General features: G+C 62.7%; 15 protein-coding genes. 7 read left to right on the top strand and 8 right to left on the bottom strand.

Features of this window, described 5'->3' with window-relative positions:
* Positions 1-12: 12 nt before the first annotated feature.
* From KIO76_RS27545 to KIO76_RS27565, 5 genes are all read left to right on the top strand, one after another.
* On the top strand, positions 13-837 hold the full coding sequence (locus tag KIO76_RS27545; RefSeq protein WP_213326751.1) for an ABC transporter permease: 825 nt from the start codon (positions 13-15) through the stop codon (positions 835-837).
* A gap of 94 nt (positions 838-931) precedes the next feature.
* Complete coding sequence (locus KIO76_RS27550) at positions 932-2236, top strand: acetyl-CoA hydrolase/transferase family protein (protein ID WP_349629433.1); 1305 nt, start codon at positions 932-934, stop codon at positions 2234-2236.
* Complete coding sequence (locus KIO76_RS27555) at positions 2229-3062, top strand: enoyl-CoA hydratase/isomerase family protein (RefSeq protein WP_213326753.1); 834 nt, start codon at positions 2229-2231, stop codon at positions 3060-3062. Before KIO76_RS27550 ends, KIO76_RS27555 begins: the two co-directional genes overlap by 8 nt.
* Positions 3063-3092: 30 nt before the next feature.
* The gene (locus tag KIO76_RS27560) at positions 3093-3830 is read left to right on the top strand and encodes a FadR/GntR family transcriptional regulator (RefSeq protein WP_213326754.1); all 738 of its coding nucleotides are present in this window, start codon (positions 3093-3095) and stop codon (positions 3828-3830) included.
* 79 nt (positions 3831-3909) lie between these two features.
* A complete protein-coding gene (locus tag KIO76_RS27565) occupies positions 3910-5073 on the top strand; it encodes an acyl-CoA dehydrogenase family protein (RefSeq protein ID WP_213326755.1) in 1164 nt (387 codons plus the stop codon).
* Positions 5074-5157: 84 nt separating this feature from the next.
* Here the strand turns inward: KIO76_RS27565 and KIO76_RS27570 are convergent, their stop codons facing one another.
* Together KIO76_RS27570 and KIO76_RS27575 are read right to left on the bottom strand one after the other, a co-directional pair.
* Positions 5158-6144, bottom strand: a complete 987-nt coding sequence (locus KIO76_RS27570) for an ABC transporter substrate-binding protein (RefSeq protein WP_213326756.1) — start codon at positions 6142-6144, stop codon at positions 5158-5160.
* A 73-nt stretch (positions 6145-6217) separates the two neighbouring features.
* Positions 6218-7660: an aldehyde dehydrogenase family protein gene (locus KIO76_RS27575; protein ID WP_213326757.1), complete on the bottom strand. Its 1443-nt coding sequence runs from the start codon at positions 7658-7660 to the stop codon at positions 6218-6220.
* A gap of 144 nt (positions 7661-7804) precedes the next feature.
* On the opposite strand from KIO76_RS27575, the gene KIO76_RS27580 reads away from it, so the two are divergent.
* The gene (locus KIO76_RS27580) at positions 7805-8935 is read left to right on the top strand and encodes a zinc-binding dehydrogenase (protein ID WP_213326758.1); all 1131 of its coding nucleotides are present in this window, start codon (positions 7805-7807) and stop codon (positions 8933-8935) included.
* A 41-nt stretch (positions 8936-8976) separates the two neighbouring features.
* Here the strand turns inward: KIO76_RS27580 and KIO76_RS27585 are convergent, their stop codons facing one another.
* Positions 8977-10215, bottom strand: a complete 1239-nt coding sequence (locus KIO76_RS27585) for a CaiB/BaiF CoA transferase family protein (RefSeq protein WP_213326759.1) — start codon at positions 10213-10215, stop codon at positions 8977-8979.
* 208 nt (positions 10216-10423) lie between these two features.
* On the opposite strand from KIO76_RS27585, the gene KIO76_RS27590 reads away from it, so the two are divergent.
* Positions 10424-11620 (top strand): iron-containing alcohol dehydrogenase family protein, encoded by a 1197-nt coding sequence (locus tag KIO76_RS27590; protein WP_213326760.1) that lies wholly within the window; start codon positions 10424-10426, stop codon positions 11618-11620.
* Positions 11621-11668: 48 nt separating this feature from the next.
* On the opposite strand, the gene KIO76_RS27595 is transcribed toward KIO76_RS27590, so the two are convergent.
* Genes KIO76_RS27595 through KIO76_RS27615 form a run of 5 tightly spaced genes read right to left on the bottom strand, consistent with a single transcriptional unit; the run spans position 11669 to position 15763 of the window.
* A complete protein-coding gene (locus KIO76_RS27595) occupies positions 11669-12532 on the bottom strand; it encodes an N-acyl homoserine lactonase family protein (protein ID WP_213327172.1) in 864 nt (287 codons plus the stop codon).
* Positions 12498-13244: an ABC transporter ATP-binding protein gene (locus KIO76_RS27600; RefSeq protein WP_213326761.1), complete on the bottom strand. Its 747-nt coding sequence runs from the start codon at positions 13242-13244 to the stop codon at positions 12498-12500. The genes KIO76_RS27595 and KIO76_RS27600 overlap by 35 nt, the downstream gene beginning before the upstream one ends.
* Positions 13231-13992 (bottom strand): ABC transporter ATP-binding protein, encoded by a 762-nt coding sequence (locus tag KIO76_RS27605; protein ID WP_213326762.1) that lies wholly within the window; start codon positions 13990-13992, stop codon positions 13231-13233. The genes KIO76_RS27600 and KIO76_RS27605 overlap by 14 nt, the downstream gene beginning before the upstream one ends.
* Positions 13989-14912 (bottom strand): branched-chain amino acid ABC transporter permease, encoded by a 924-nt coding sequence (locus KIO76_RS27610; RefSeq protein WP_213326763.1) that lies wholly within the window; start codon positions 14910-14912, stop codon positions 13989-13991. The genes KIO76_RS27605 and KIO76_RS27610 overlap by 4 nt, the downstream gene beginning before the upstream one ends.
* Positions 14909-15763: a branched-chain amino acid ABC transporter permease gene (locus KIO76_RS27615; RefSeq protein ID WP_213326764.1), complete on the bottom strand. Its 855-nt coding sequence runs from the start codon at positions 15761-15763 to the stop codon at positions 14909-14911. The genes KIO76_RS27610 and KIO76_RS27615 overlap by 4 nt, the downstream gene beginning before the upstream one ends.
* Between the last annotated feature and the right edge of the window lie 158 nt (positions 15764-15921).

A 15921-nucleotide genomic window follows, 5' to 3' on the forward strand; every position in this document is an offset into this window, starting at 1 on the left:
GGAGCGGGTGGCATGAGCGCGGGCACCAGCTTTTCAGGTAGCACACATCGCAAACGGGTACTCTCTGGCGATGTCTTTCTCCAGTTCGGTCTGGCCATCGTTGCCGTCGCCGCTTGGGAATTCATCGCGCGGAGCTTTGGCACCGAATTCTGGACGAGCAGCCCAAGTGCGGTCGCGGCTGAGCTTGGGCGGTGGGCGGCATCCGGTCAACTTGCGATCGATCTGCAGCTTACGTTGACTGAAGCTGGCGTAGGCTTCGTCATCGGCAGCCTTGCCGGTGGATTGATCGGCTTTATTCTGGGGTGGATGAGACGTCTGGGCGATCTATTTGAGCCGTTTATCCTTTCGCTATACACGTTGCCAAAGATCGCACTTGCTCCTCTTTTTGTTCTCTGGTTCGGGATCGGCGCAACGAACAAGATCATGTTCGCGGCGATGCTCGTATTCTTCATGGTCTTCTTCACGACATACCAGGGCACTCGCCAGGTCGACCGCGATCTCGTCGAGAACGCACGCCTCCTTGGCGCCGGCAAGTTGGATATCTGGACGAAGATCGCCATTCCCTATTCAGCGGTTTGGATCTTTACCGGTATCCGCATCGGGCTTCCCTATGCGCTGATCGGCGCGATCGTCGGCGAATTCGTCGCGGCGGAAGCCGGCGTGGGATTCCGGATCAAAGAGGCGACGTCGTTCTTCAACACGGCCGCCGTCTTTGCCGGGCTGATCGTGTTGATGGTCATCAGCCTCGTTCTGCTCGGCCTGTTGAAGGTCGTGGAAAGCCGTGCGCTCGCCTGGCAGAGCGCAGGCAACCGTGTGAGCGCGGGAGACCCCGCATGACCAGCCATCTTGAAACAGAGCACCCGCTTCGCCTTCGCGCGTCACACGGTGCCGAATAGCAGAGCCACAGTTCACAAAGGTTTTATGTCGTCTTATGAAGCCGAGCTCGACATTTGATTTCAACGATATCCTGCGAGCAGGCGACACGATTGCTTGGCCACAGGGGTCAGGTGAGCCGCGGGGATTAACCCGGCGTCTTGTGGAAACGCGGCATAGCCTGCCGCCCGTGCGCCTGTTCATTGGCATGGTCACCAGCGACACCCTGTCTCCTGAATGCGCCGATTGCTTCGAATTGACGGGTCTCAACGGTGCGGGAAACAACCGCCGGCTGACCGCAGCCGGGGTGCTCCAGGTCATTCCCGTCCATGTCTCGTCCATCGCCCGACTGATTGACGAGGGGACGCTGCCTGTTGACGTGGCCCTCGTCCGCGTCCGTCCGTCGCGCGCCCCAGGGCATTACACGGTCGGCGTCGTTGCGGATTACACTCAGGCGCTCGTCAGGAATGCGCGTTGCGTCGTCGCTGAACTCGACGAGCGCATGCCAGAAACAGCCCATGATGCGCTCGTCGCGGCGGACGACATCGATGTCTGGCTCGAAGCTGACAAGGACCAGATCCTGTTGCACGACGCGGAGCCTTCGATCGAGGAACGGGCCGTCGCCCGCCATGTTGCATCGGTCATTCCCAACAGGGCGACTGTGCAATTCGGCATAGGGGGGCTGTCCGTCGCGGTCGCGCAAGCCTTGAGGGATCATCGCGACTTAGGCGTCCATTCGGGTGTCGTATCCGACGCGCTCGTCGATCTCATCGAAAACGGGACTGTCACCAACGCCTACAAGGGAGTCGACGAGGGGGTATCCGTCACGGGCTGTCTCTTCGGCAGCGATCGCCTGAACGCGCATGCCAGCGGCAATCCGGCGGTCGCGTTGCGTGCGGCGACGCACACGCACAATGGCGAAGTCATGGCCCGACTCAAGAGCCTCTACAGCGTGAATTCCGCGATCGAGGTGGACCTGACCGGGCAGGTCAATGCGGAGCAGGCGGGCGGTCGCTATCTCGGGGCTGTTGGCGGACAGATCGATTTCGTGCGCGGAGCCCAACTCTCTCCAGGCGGCCGTTCCATTATCGCGTTACCGTCGACCACGCCTGACGGACGAACCTCGCGCATTGTCGCCTCGCTCGCGGGACGACCGGTGACGACGGCGAGGTCAGAGGTCGATCTGGTCGTTACCGAATATGGGGTCGCCGACCTCAGGGGCTGTTCCTTCGCGAGGCGGATGGAGCACTTGGCGGCCATCGCGCATCCCGCGTTCCGTGATGCTTTGCTTCGGGAGGCGCGCGACGGCGCGCGGCCAAGGCCAGCATCCCAGTCAGTAGTCTCCGAGGCGCGTCATGTCTGATCCCGAGCTGTCATCACAAGCGCAGGTCCAAGGACAAAGCAAGGAACAGGTCGACGAACCGACCATCCTCGTCAAGCGCCTTGCGACGGGAGCGGTCGAGATCTGGCTCAACCGGCCCGGACGTCTCAATGCGCTCGGCGTGGCGATGGTCAACGATCTCCAGGCCGCTGTCGGGGAGGTGATCGCGGAGAAAGCGACTGCCATCGTCCTGCGGGCGAAGGGGAGAGCGTTCTGCGCCGGCGCCGATCTCAAGGAGCGGCAGACCATGGAAGAGGCGGCGCGCCATGCGCATAACCGCGCGATCAACGCCGCGGTCAATGCCATCGCCGCCGCTCCTGTTCCGACGGTCGCGGTAGTCAACGGCCTTGCCCTCGGCGGGGGCTGCGAACTCGCGCTTGGCTGCGACATCCGCATTGCTGCATCAAGCGCGATGATCGGCCTGACGGAAGCCCGTATCGGCGCCATTCCGGGGGCGGGGGGGACACAACGCCTGCCACGGCTCATCGGCGTCTCGCGCGCGCTGGACATGATGTATTCCGGGGAGCCAATCACCGCGGCGCGCGCGCATGAAATCGGCCTCGTCAATCTCTGTGTGGAAGACGATGGGCTAGACGCAGCGGTTATGCGATATACGGAGGTGCTTGGTTCGCGCTCGCCGGCTGCTGCGAGCACCTTGAAGAAGGTCGTGTACGAAGGGGTGGAGATGTCATTGGCCGGGGGACTGGAACGGGAGCGCGAGGCGCTGGGTGTCATCTTTGGATCGGCCGATTACGCGGAAGGGTTGGCAGCCTTTGCGGAAAAGCGGCCACCGCAATTTTCACGATAGGTTCTTGATCCCATGGATGCCTCACCCACGATGCCGAAAAGCAAGGCTGAGCATGTCGCGCAGCGCCTGCTTGACAAGATCATCACGGCGGGCCTTGCGCCCGGCAGCTCCTTCGGCACGGAGGCTGAGCTTCTTGCACAGTTCGACGTCAGCCGCCCGACGCTTCGCGAAAGCCTACGCATTCTGGAATCCCAGGGTGTGCTGGAGCTCAGGCCGGGCCCGCGCGGCGGTATCATGGTGCGCAAACCGAGCACCGATATCCTTGCGCACGGACTGTCGGTCTATCTGCGGCTGCATGATGTGCCGTTCATCGCGGTGCTGAAGGCACGCGAGGTGATCGAGCCTGCCTTGGCCTCGGAAGCTGCTATCAACGGTACGGAAGAGGACTTCGACGAGCTGGAAGCCTCCATCCGCCGCATGAAGGCGATCGACAAGGACCAGACGGCCTTCATCGAGGAAAACCGCATCTTCCATAGCATCATCGCCCGCGCCAGCGGCAACAAGGTGCTCGAAACCTTCTGGCATACGATCAGTATTCTGGCGACCGGGGAGCATCATGGTGTCCGCTACTCCTTTGGCAACCAGCAGCATGTGATCGAGGCTCACCAGGGCATCCTTGATGCCTGCCGCGCGCGCGACAACAAGGTGGCTGCCGCCAAGATGGAAGCGCATGTCACCGAGCTCGAACATCTTGTCCGCAAGCGTTACCAGAACCTGCTGACGCAGCCGACGAGCGTCGTTGGCCGCCAGGGCCGTCGCATAGCCTGACGATCCCGCGCCGGTTGCCCCCTTTAAGGGGCAACTGCGCCCTAAAAATTAAATGATTTAACTGAATTGGGGACAGGACATGGACTTTCAGCTCACCGCCGACCAGCGCGAGATGGTCAACACCGTGCGGGCCGTGACCCAGGAGAAGATCAAGCCGCGTTCGCTGCAGTACATGGACGGCACCTTTCCGTGGGAAAGCATGAAGGATCTCGCCTCGATCGGCGTTCTCGGCATGGCCGTGCCGGAGGAATACGGCGGATCGGGCCTCAGCGTGCTGGACACGGCCCTTGTTCTGGAGGAAGTCGCCAAGGGCTGTTACGTCACTGCGATGGCGCTGATGGGGGAGGTCGGCGTGCAGGTGCGCATCATCTCCACCTATGCACCCGAGGCGATCAAACAGCGGATTCTGCCCGGCGTTTGCACAGGCGAGCACATGCTCGCGGTCTGCATGACCGAGCCCCACGCGGGCACTGACGTGGCGAATTACCGGACCAATACGGATATCGTCGGCGACAAGCTCGTGCTTAATGGCACCAAGACACTGATCAGCCGGGTAGACGAAGCACAAATGTTCGTGGTCTTCACGCGCATCAACAAGCAGCCAGGCCGCGAGGGTATCGGTTGCGTCCTCATCGAGCGCGATACACCCGGCTTCCAGTGCACGGCGCGCTATCACACCATGGGTGGCGAAAACCTCGCCGAGATCACTTTCGAGAATTGCGAGTTGCCTCTCGAAAATCTTGTCATTCGCGAGGATGGCTTCCGCCGGCTTCTCAGCGCCTTCAATACCCAGCGATGCCTCAATCCGAGCGTATCGCTCGGGCTCGCCGAAGGGGCCTTCGAGGAATCCGTGAAGTATTGCCGCGATCGCACGGCCTTCAAGCGTCCGATCGGCGAATTCCAGGGCATGCGCTGGAAGCTCGCCGAGATGTATCGCGACATCGAGATCGGCCGCAGCATCCTTTACCGCGCCTGTGCCACGGCGAACCCATTCCCTGATCCCTATCAGGCAGCGCTCGCCAAAATGTACTGCAATGAAATGGCCATCCGCGTGACGAGCGAGGCTATCCAGGTGCACGGCGGTTATGGCTTCACGGACGAGTATCCGGTCTCGCGCTTCTATCGTGGCGCCCGCTACGGTACGCTCGGTGGCGGCACCACGGAAACGCTCAAGGAGCTCGTGGGCAAGAAGATCATGACCGACTTTCCCCATGACGGCTTCCTCGGCATGGGCAGTTTCTGACGGCCGATGATTGGGGTCTGTTGACGTATATGCCCGCCCGGATCTGGTGTCCGGGCGGGCATACTACTAACGGCGGGATCGGCTTTACTTGACCAGCATCGATGCTGGATCGACGGCATCGATCTGGGGCAGGGAGGTTCCGGTCGATTTCACGAACGCTACTTCATGCGCCATATCGGCGGCGGTCAGCGGCCTTGCCTTCCATGCGGCCGCTTCGCCGGCATAGAGCAGATCGAGGGTCTTGGCGTCGACATCCGGATAGAGCTTCGCGACAGCGGCCTTGACTTCGGCTGGCCGCTCTTCGATGGCTTTGCCGAGGTCCGCGACGACTGAAGCCAGCGCCTTCATCAGGTCTGGGTTGGCGGCGGCGAAGTCCTGCATGGTCTGCAGGCTCACTGAGCTCGCCGGCAGGTTCTGGGGCGGAAGCTCGGCTTTCGGGCCGCTCAGCCACAGGACGGCCTTGTCCCTCACCACGGGTACGCCCCAGAACGGAGCTCCGGCGATGAAGCCCTGGATCGCACCTTTTTCCAAGGCGGCGACCATGGCGGGCTGGGCCATATAGGTGAAGCGGATATTGGCGCCGGCCGCCTCCGCTGCCCCCTTGAACGATACCGTGTAGGACGAAGTCGCGCTGGTCGAGCCGATAATGAGCCCGTCCAGCGCCTTCAAGCGTTCAGTAGGGGATGCGGTCGGGGATACGCCAGTCTTCTCGGCAACATCCTTGGCCAGGACGAGCGATGCGCTCAGACCATTATACGTGTTGGCGATCGCGACCACCTTTTGGCCGCGGCCCTGGGCCGCGACGAGCTCGCCGGGGCCGGAGAGGACAACTTCGACAGACTTGGAGATGAGGGCCGTCGTCGCGCTGTTGGCGTTGTCCATAACGATGATCTTGGCATTAAGCCCATGCTTCTCGAAAAGCCCAAGCTCTTTTGCGATCCGAATGGCGGCGGTGCCGAAGCTGAGCGAGCTGATTGGTATGCTGATATCCCGCAGCTGCGCCATCGCTGGCACGGAAACAAGGCAGGCTGCGCAGACCAGGCCGCGTAGCCAATACTTCATAGGCCGCATGGTAACCCTCCCAGTTTATTTGTCTTGTATGTTTCAGAATGGCGATCGAAGAAAATCGTCGGAACTAAACCCGCTAGTTCAGAACGAAGAAGCGTTCTTCCGTCATATCCTTGATCGAATATTTCGGGCCCTCGCGCCCGACGCCGCTGTCCTTGACCCCGCCGTAAGGCATCTGGTCCGAGCGCCAGCGGGACGTGCCGTTGACGATCACTCCACCCGTGCGCACGCCCTTGATGGCGGACAGCGCAAGCGCGAGCGAATTGGTGAAGATCCCGCATTGCAGGCCGAAAGGGCTGTCGCTGATGGACTTAAACAGCGGTTCTATATCCTCATAGGGCTGCAGGCTCATGGCGGGGCCGAAGATCTCGTCGCACATCACGCTCATATCGGAGCGGACATTGGTGAGGATGGCCGGGTCGAGCTGCGCACCGTGCCGTGACCCGCCACGCAGCAAGGTCGCGCCGGCCTCGACAGCCTGGCCGATCATCCCCTCGACGCGGATCGCCGCCTGCTCGTCGATCAGGGTGCCGACCTCGGTCTGCATGTCCATTGGATCGCCCAGCGCAAGGAGCCCCACTTCATCGTGCACGGCTGCGACGAAAGTCTCGTAGACGGGCTTGTGAACGAAAACATTCTGCACGGAGATGCAGCTCTGGCCGGCGAGCAGCATCGCGTTGCGAGCGCAGGCCTTCGCGGCTGCGGCCAGATCGGCATCGCTGTGCACGAAGGTGGGGCCGACGCCGCCTAGCTCAAGGGCAACGCGCTTCATGCCGACCGTGCCCCGGATGATCTTGCCGACGCGGGTGGAACCCGTGAAGCTCACGAAATCAACCCGGGGGTCGGAGACGAGCTGTGGCGCGATCGCATCGCCATAGACGGTGTTCACGGCCCCAGCTGGCAGTCCGGCGGCGACAAAGGCTTCCACGAAGAGATGGACGCAGAGCGGCGCCTTCGGCGATGACTTGAGCACGATGCTGTTCCCCGCCGCGATCGCAGGGCCAAGCTTGTGCGCGGCGAGATTGACAGGCGCGTTGAACGGCGTGATCGCTGCGATGACGCCCGCTGGGAAACGCATCACCATGGCGATTTTTCCAGCGCCTATGGCGCTCGCATCCATGGGGATATGCTCGCCCTGGATGCGTACCGCTTCCTCTGCGCAAAGGCGCAGTGTGTCGGCCGAGCGCTGCGTCTCGAAGATCGAATCGCGCAACGCCTTGCCGGTTTCGCGCGACATGGCCCGCGCGATCTCGTCCGTGCGGGCGGCGACATTATCCGCGGCGCGGCGCAACACGGCGGCGCGCTCGTAGCCGGGCATGGCTGCCATGGTCTCCTTAGCCCGAAAGGCGGCGTCCAGGGCATCGTCAAGATCCCCCGCCGTCGATACCGGCGCGAACGCCACAACTTCCCCACGGTAGGGATCGCGAATTTCCGTGACCTCTTCAGGCTCTCGCCAATGGCCACCGATGAAAGCCTTGATGGATACGGCTTGCGGTGCGCGGCCCTGCGCGTCGAGCATGGACGTCCTCCCGATCTTTGGCTGGAATATAACTATATCATCTAAAGGATTTGACACGAAACACAAGCTTCAATAGCGTCCCTCGTCGATGGTTCGGACGCGGGGAGCTCAGGAGAAAGCGCCCCCTTGTGGGAGGATGCCGCCATGCGCATGGTCGCCGCTGTCATGTATGAACAGGGCCTGCCAACCCCCTATGCGGAGAGCACGCCTTTCCGGATTGAGGAGGTCTCGTTGGAGGGGCCCGGAGAGGGCGAGGTGCTGGTCGAGATCGCGGCCGCAGGCTTGTGCCATTCCGATCTATCGCAGGTTGCGGGACTGCGTAAGCGCAAGCTTCCCGTGGTCGGCGGGCATGAGGGCGCCGGAATCGTGCGTGAGGTCGGGCGCGGGGTTACGGCGGTTCGGCCGGGGGACCATGTGGTGATGACCGCCGTCTCCAGCTGCGGCCATTGCCGCCCCTGTTCCGAGAGCCGGCCGGTGCTGTGTGAAAGCGTGACCGTGCCGCGCACCCAGGGCCTGCTGTCCAATGGCGCGCGGCGGCTTACCCTGAGGGGGGAACCCGTTTATCACTACAGCGGCGTCTCCTCCTTCGCGCAATATGCGGTGACCGTTCCGAATTCGTTGATCGTCATGGATCCCGCCATTCCCTTGGACGTGGCGGCCATGTTCGGTTGCGCGGTGGTGACCGGCGCCGGCTGCGTGTTCAATTCCGCCAAGGTCAAGCCCGGTCAGAGCATCGCCGTCTTGGGGCTCGGCGGCGTGGGGCTGAATGCTGTCATGGCCGCGCGCATCGCCGGCGCGGCGCATATCATCGGCATCGATATCAACGAGACCAAGTTCCCGTTGGCGCAGGAGCTGGGCGCGACCCACGTGTTCTCAGCGCTGGATCCTCAGGTCGTCGAGAAAGTCAGGGATCTCACGCAGGGGGGCGTCGATTTCGCCTTCGAGATCTCGGGGGCCAAGGCGGCGATGAGCTCCGCGAATGCCATGACCCGCAAGGGCGGCGAGATCATTTGCGTCGGGCTCGGCGCCTCCAATGACATGTACCAGTATGCCCATGCCGCACTGGTCTCGGAAGAGAAGGTGTTCCGCGGGTCCTTCATGGGCAGTTGCGTGCCTGAACGGGACATTCCGCGCTACCTCGGCCTCTACCAGGAGGGCGTTCTGCCGGTGAACCGTCTGAAGAGTGACACGATGGGCTTCGAAGGCCTCAATCTCAGTCTTGATCGCCTCGACCGTGGCGAGGTGGTGCGGCAGGTGCTGCTGCCGAACGGCTGAGCCGGGCCGGCGCTTCGCCACGGTCGGAGGGCGTGATCCGGTCAGATCACGCCTTCGTCCTTGAGCGCGGCGAGTTCTTCTTCCGAATGTCCCAGCCATGCGCCGAACACGGTATCGTTGCTCGCACCGAGCGGCAGGCTCGGCTCGATCGGCCGGCGTGGCGTGCCCTCGAAGACGAGGGGTGAATGGGGCAGAACGACCCGGCCGAGTTCCGGATGGTCGACCCACTGCAGGCTTCCACGCGCATGCATGTTTTCGTCGAGGATGACCTCCGACAATTCGCGTACCGGTGCGCAGGGCACCGCTGCAGCCAGCATCAGCCGCGCGATCTCGGCTTTCGGCATCGTCCGCGTCCAGCTCTCGATGAGCTCATCGACATCCGCGAAATTCACGACGCGTGTCGAGCGGGTCAGGAAACGCGGATCATCCTTGAGATCCCCGCGCCCCATCACCTCGAGGATGGCGCGGAAATGGTGATCGCCGGGCGCGTTGAGAACGACATAGCCATCGCGGGCGGCATAGACGTTGTAGGGTGATATGCCAAGGCCGCCATGGCGATTGCCGGTACGGGCGGGGGCGGCGTCGCCGCGCGCGTGGAGCATGCCGAGATTCGAGGCGAGCGAGGCATAGGTGGCGTCCTGCATCGAGACCTCGACCACGCGGCCCTTGCCCGTGCGTTCACGTTCGTAGAGCGCTGTCATGATTGCTGCGTAGAGATGGATGCCGGCGCTGAAATCGCACATGGCCGCCCCGGATTTCACCGGCGGTTGGTCGGGATAGCCGGTGGAGTTGATGACGCCGCACATCGCCTGCATGACGAGATCCATGGCCGGATAGTCGCGGTAGGGGCCTGTCTTGCCGTAGCCAGAGCTCGAACCATAGATCAGCCGAGGGTTGACACCGTGCAACGTGGCCGCCCCCAGGCCAAGGCGGTCCATGACGCCTGGCGCGAAATTCTCGACGAGGATGTCGGCGTGCGCCGCCATCTCCTTGAGAAGCGAGCGCCCCTTGTCGGATTTCAGGTTGAGCGTCACCGGCTTCTTGTTGGAATTGAGCATCGCGAAGGGAAGCGCCGCCCCGCCCATATCACCCCGGCTGCGCAGGTGCTCGCCATGATGCGGTTCCACCTTGATGACTTCCGCCCCGGCCATGGCCATGAGAAAGGTGGCGTAGGGCCCGTTATAGACATGGGACAGATCAATGATCGTTATCCCGGCAAGGGGCAGGCCCTGATTGTCCTTGCCGTCCTCGGCGCCTTGATTGGCTGTCGCCTGAAGCATGTCTCGTCCCTCTACCCTGTTGCGCGGCCTTCAGCCTGCCGCCGCTTCACCGCCTGCTCTTCTCCGCTGTCGGTCCGGCAACTTCGCCCGGGCGACGGCGTGGGGCAGGCGTGGAACATATAAAACGCCTTTCGCAAAAAAATAAAATCATTTAGATGAAATAATGCAATTCTCTCCATGATCGTTGCGGATGCCAAGGAGCGCAGCCATGCAGACCGAGGCCGTGCAGACTTCCCGGTCTTTCCGCCATTTTGCGCCAGCCACGCGCCTGTACTACGGCGAAGATAGCCTCGAATCTCTCCGGCTGGAACTGGACCGGGCTGGTGTGAAACGTGCCGTAATATTCTGTGGTCGCTCGCTCTCGCGGCATCCCCTAGGGTTGCCGCATGTCGCCCGGCATCTCGGCGCGCTCCATGTTGGCAGCTTCACGGACGTCACGCCGCATAGCCCCCTTCCTGCGATCATTGCCGGCAGGGATATGTTGCGCGCGACACGCGCAGACGGGGTTGTCGCGCTCGGTGGAGGATCCGCCATCGTTTCCGCGCGTGCAGCAACGATCCTGCTGGGTGAGGACCGTCCGCTCGATGCGCTGGTGACCCGCTTCACGCCCGGTCAACCACCACGGAGCCCGCGGCTCCAGGCGCCGAAACTACCCCAATTCGCTGTGGCGACGACACCGACAACAGCGATCGCCAAGGCGGGCACTGCGGTCCTCGATCCCGCATCCGGCAAGCGGCTCACCATGCTCGATCCGCGCACGCGCGCGCAGGCCATTTTTATCGACCCGCGCCTTGCCCAGCTGACGCCTGTGGACGTCATTCGGGACGCCGCTCTGAATGCCTTCGCAATGGCGGTGCAGGGGCTGGAATCCCACATGCGGCAACCGCTGGCTGACGCGTCTCTTCTTGAGGCCGTGCGCCTGTTGCGCGACAATCTCCCACACCTTGGCTCACGCGTGGACGGCGCCGACGTTCGCGGCGCGCTGCTGCTTGCAGCGGTGCTGACCGGACAAGGGACCGACCAGACGAGCTCTGGCCTGACGTCTGCGCTCGGCCATTGCATTGGCGCGCGCCATCACACCGCGAACGGCACGATCAACGCCATCCTGCTGCCGCATGTCATGCGCTTCAACGGACGGGTGACGGGCGAACGCATGGCGGCCGTTGCCGCGATGTTGGGGGTCGACGCGCCAGCGCAGATGGGAGCGGCGGAGGCGGCTGCACGTGCCTGTGCCACTTTCTTCGCGCGTCTCGGGCTGCCGTCCCGGCTCAGCGATATCGGTATCGATACGGCGGCGTTCGAGCTGATCATCGCTGATCTGCAGGAGGATTGGTTCTTCCATCAAAACCCCCGCCAGATCGAGTCCTCGCAGCAGGTTCGCGACATTCTGCAAGCCGCGCTGTAGAGCGGTGAAGGCTTGCGTGGAGGATCTGGTGGGACGCTCTCGTCGCGATCAGTCCGCCGCCAGGTCCCTCAGCGTCGACAAGTCATGAACGGCAGGTTCCTCATGTAGTGCCGTGAGCGTGACGCCGTTGATGGTGATCGAGGGATAGAGCTCGCGCACCAATGGGTCATGTCCAGGAATGATGCGGTCGACGGCGCCGGCGATCTCCAACATGCGGCCGTAGGAGCGCAATGTCGCGGCAACGTCCACCGTCAAGGCGAAGGGAGCGCGACGAAGAAAATTGGCATAGAGATGGCTGACGTCCGAGGCGAGCAGTACCGGTCCGCGCTGTGTCTCGACCTTGACCGCTTGTAATCCCCGGCTATGGCCTGGGAGGCAATGCAGCGAAATGCCGGGAAGCGGCGCGGCATCTCCGTCGTGGAAGTGCACACGCTCCGCATAGACATGCCGCACGAAGGTGACGACATCCTCCACATCGAACGGGAAGCGCAGCACCGGCTCGCACATGCAGCGTCCCGTCGCGAAGGCGGCCTCCGCATCCTGCACATGAAAGCGCGCTTTCCCGAAACGATCGATGTTTCCCGCATGATCATAGTGAAGATGCGTGAGGACGATGTCCTCGATCCTATCCGGATCGACGCCAATCCGCCGCAATGCCTCTACCGGGTCGAAATCGAGCGGCCGCTGTCGCTCATCAGCGGCGCGGGCGCCGAAGCCGGTATCGACGAGCACCGTGCGCGCTGCGTTGCGCAAGATCCACAGATTGAAGTCGAGCGGCATCGGCCCGTCATGCATGTCCCGCCGGAGGAAATTCTCATGCACACGGCGGCCGGGCGCTCTCGCATAGCAGAGCTGATAGATCTGGTAGGTTGCGTCGTCAGTGGTGTCCGTTATTGGCAAGCTGTCCGGCACTGTCCCCTCCCAGATAGGCGTGTTGAATCTTGTTGCTCGCCAGCAAGTCACTGCTCCTGCCTTCGAGTACCACCGCGCCGGTCTCCAGCACGTAGGCATGGTCGGAGATTTTCAGAGCGAGCTTGGCATTTTGCTCAACAATGACAACGGTGATGCCTTCGTCATTGATTGTACGGACGAGCCGCGCCACCTCATGGATCAGCTTGGGCGCGAGGCCGAGCGTGGGCTCGTCCAGCATCAGTAGGCGCGGGTGGCTCATCAATGCACGCGCGATGGCAACCATCTGCTGCTCACCACCCGAAAGGCTGGCGGCGACCTGACTGCCGCGTTCGGCGACACGCGGAAAAACGGCATGCAGAAAGTCGAGCCGGCTGCGGAATAGCGCGCGATCCTGAACTCGATAGGCCCCCATGCGGATGTTCTCGTAGACTGTCAGTTCCGGAAACAAGCGGCGCCCTTCGGGGCAGAGGGCAATGCCTCGGTCAAGCCGCTCATGGGGCTTGAGCCCAGTGATCTCTTGTCCCGCGAAGCGGACAGCGCCGGCGTTCGGTCTCACTACACCGGCGATCGCCTTGAGCAGAGTCGATTTGCCCGCCCCGTTGGCGCCGATAATGGAGACGACGCCCTTTTCCGGGATGACCGCCGACACCTTGTGGAGGGCGTGAACGCCCGCGTAGTCCACCGAAAGGCTCTCGACCTCAAGCAAACTCATAGTCATCCCCGAGATAGGCGTCGACGACGGCGGGATCGGCCTTGACGGCATCAGGCGTGCCGATCGCGATCGGCTTGCCTTGGTTGACGACGAGGATGCGGTCGCACACGCCCATGACGAGGGGCATGTCGTGCTCCACAAGCAGGATGCTGATGCCGCGTTCGTCACGAAGCCGGCGAATCAAAGTGCTCGCGGCTCGTTTCTCCGACGGATTCAGCCCCGCGGCCGGCTCATCCATCAGCAGGAGTCTCGGTGAGACCATCAACGCCATGCCGATACCGAGCATTTTCTGCAGGCCATAGGCGAGCCCGCCAGCCGTCTGATCAAGGAGATGCCCGAGCCCGACGAAGGCGGCGACGTCCTGCAGCGACGGCTCGGTGCCCGCCGGTCCCCGCGCGCGAAGATAGGCGAGGGGGCCGTGACGGGTTGAAAGCACGCGGGCGCGGCGTAGGTTCTCGGCGACCGTCTCGCCGGCGAAGAGGTGAACGGCCTGGAACGTCCGGGCGATGCCGAGGCGGGCTATCACGTCGCTTCTGAGACCCGATATGCCGCGGCCGCCAAATGTGGCCGTTCCCGAGCTTGGCTTGTAATGGCCGGCGATGACGTTGAACAGCGTGGTCTTGCCCGCGCCGTTGGGACCGATCACGCCGAAGATCTCGCCTTCGTCGACGGCGAAAGAGACATCGGACACCGCCGTCAGGCCGCCGAAGCGGCGCGTGAGCCCCTGGACGTCGAGCAGGGGGCTCATGCTGGCTTCCTTCGCGGTCGGTCCACCAACGAAACGAGCCCCTGCTTAATGAAGATGAGGAACACCATCAGGCAAAGCCCATAGATGAGGAGTTGATACTGCCTCGCCTCACGTAGCAGTTCCGGCAGCGGCACGACCACGATCGCCCCTAGCAGGGGGCCAAGAGCGGCGCTCGTCCCGCCAATGACATTCATCACGACGAGATCGACAGAAAGCTGAAAACCGAAGGCCTGTGGCGACAGAAAACCAATATAGAAGGCGTAGATGCCACCGCTGACGCCGGCGATTGCGGCGCTGAACGTGAAGACCGCGATACGCCAGGCGAGCGCGTCGGCGCCGATCGAACGGCTGAGCATTTCGTCTTCGTTCAGGGACTGCAGGATCGCGCCAATGTCGGAACGCTCGATCGCTCGTACCATCCAGTAGGCGAGGGCGGTGAAGAGCAGCGCGAAGACATAGTATTGCGGGACGGCGGTAAGACGGTATCCGGCTAGGGAGAACTTCGGGATGCCATAGAGCCCGCTGTTTCCGCCGAACAGCGATGTCCATTCCTGGAAGACGAGATTGACGATCTGTCCAAAGGCATAGGTCAGGAGTACGAAATAGACGCCCTTGATGCGCAGAAAGACCGGGCCGAGCAGAAGCGCAACCAGCGCCGCCATGAGGCCGCCCGATGCGAGCGAGGCGACCGGCGGCAGACCGAGCCGCATGGTCAGAAGTGCGCTCGCATAAGCGCCTATGCCCATGAAGGCAGAATGCGCCATGGACAGCTGGCCGATGCGCAGCATGAGATTCATGCTCAGGGCGAGCGGCGCCATGATCGCGATCATGGTGGCGATGTGGAAGACATATCGATTGTTGGCGATCCAGGGAACCGTGGCGAGAAGGCCGATCGCGGCGAGAAGGACAAGGCGCTTCATGGCGCACCTCGTCCCATCAGGCCAGTGGGGCGCATCACCACGATCAGGAGCACGATCGTGAATGAAGCAATCAGCGCCGTCGTGGAACTGAACAGCGTCGACAAGACCGATTCGGACAACCCGATCAGCAGCCCACCGAGGACGGCGCCAGGCACACTGCCGAGGCCTCCGAGGATGACGACCACGAACGCCTTGAGCATGGGCAGTTCCCCCATATACGGGCCGATGGTGTAGATCGGCGCCATGAGCCCCCCTGCGAGGCCGGCGAGGGCACAGGCGATGCCGAAGGCGGAGGCATAGATGAGCCCGGATTCCACGCCCATCAGACTGGAGGTTTCGCGGTCCTGCGCGACCGCCTGCATGGCAAGGCCAAGCCGGGAATGCTTCAGGAACAGGTAGAAGACCACGAGAATGATCAATGCGGCTATGGCCACGACCGTACGATCCCATGGCACGACGGCGTTGACGAGTTGCCAGGTGCCGGAAAATGGCCGTTGAACGGATTGCTCCGATGGTCCGAACAGAATGAGAGCGATCGACTGCAGGGTGATGCCGACGGCAAGTGACATGATCATGCCGGGCAATTCATCGCCCACGAGCGGGCGGAACAGCACACGCTCGATGACGATGCCCAGCGCGGCGGCCAAGATCCCGGCTGCCGCGACGGCGAGGAAGAAGTTCCACCCCAGAGCGCCGAACAGAAACAGCACAACCACCGCCCCTGCCATGTAGAACTCGCCGTGGGCGAAATTCACAATACGCATGATGCCGAAGATCAGCGTGAAGCCCAGCGCCATGATGATGTAGATAAAGCCAGCCAAGAGACCGTTGACGATCATCTGCTCGATCATCGCAGCCGTTCTCCCTGGACATGCAGGCCCTCTGCACGCCGATATGCCATATCATCGTTCCCCAAATCGGAGGCGTGACCCAAGGCTTCGGGATCCGACCGAGCCCGGGGGGAGGCGCGGAGCACCTTCCCCAATGCGGCCGCCGTTAAGCTGGTCCT

This window comes from Chelatococcus sp. YT9 (assembly GCF_018398315.1).
Lineage (GTDB): Bacteria > Pseudomonadota > Alphaproteobacteria > Rhizobiales > Beijerinckiaceae > Chelatococcus.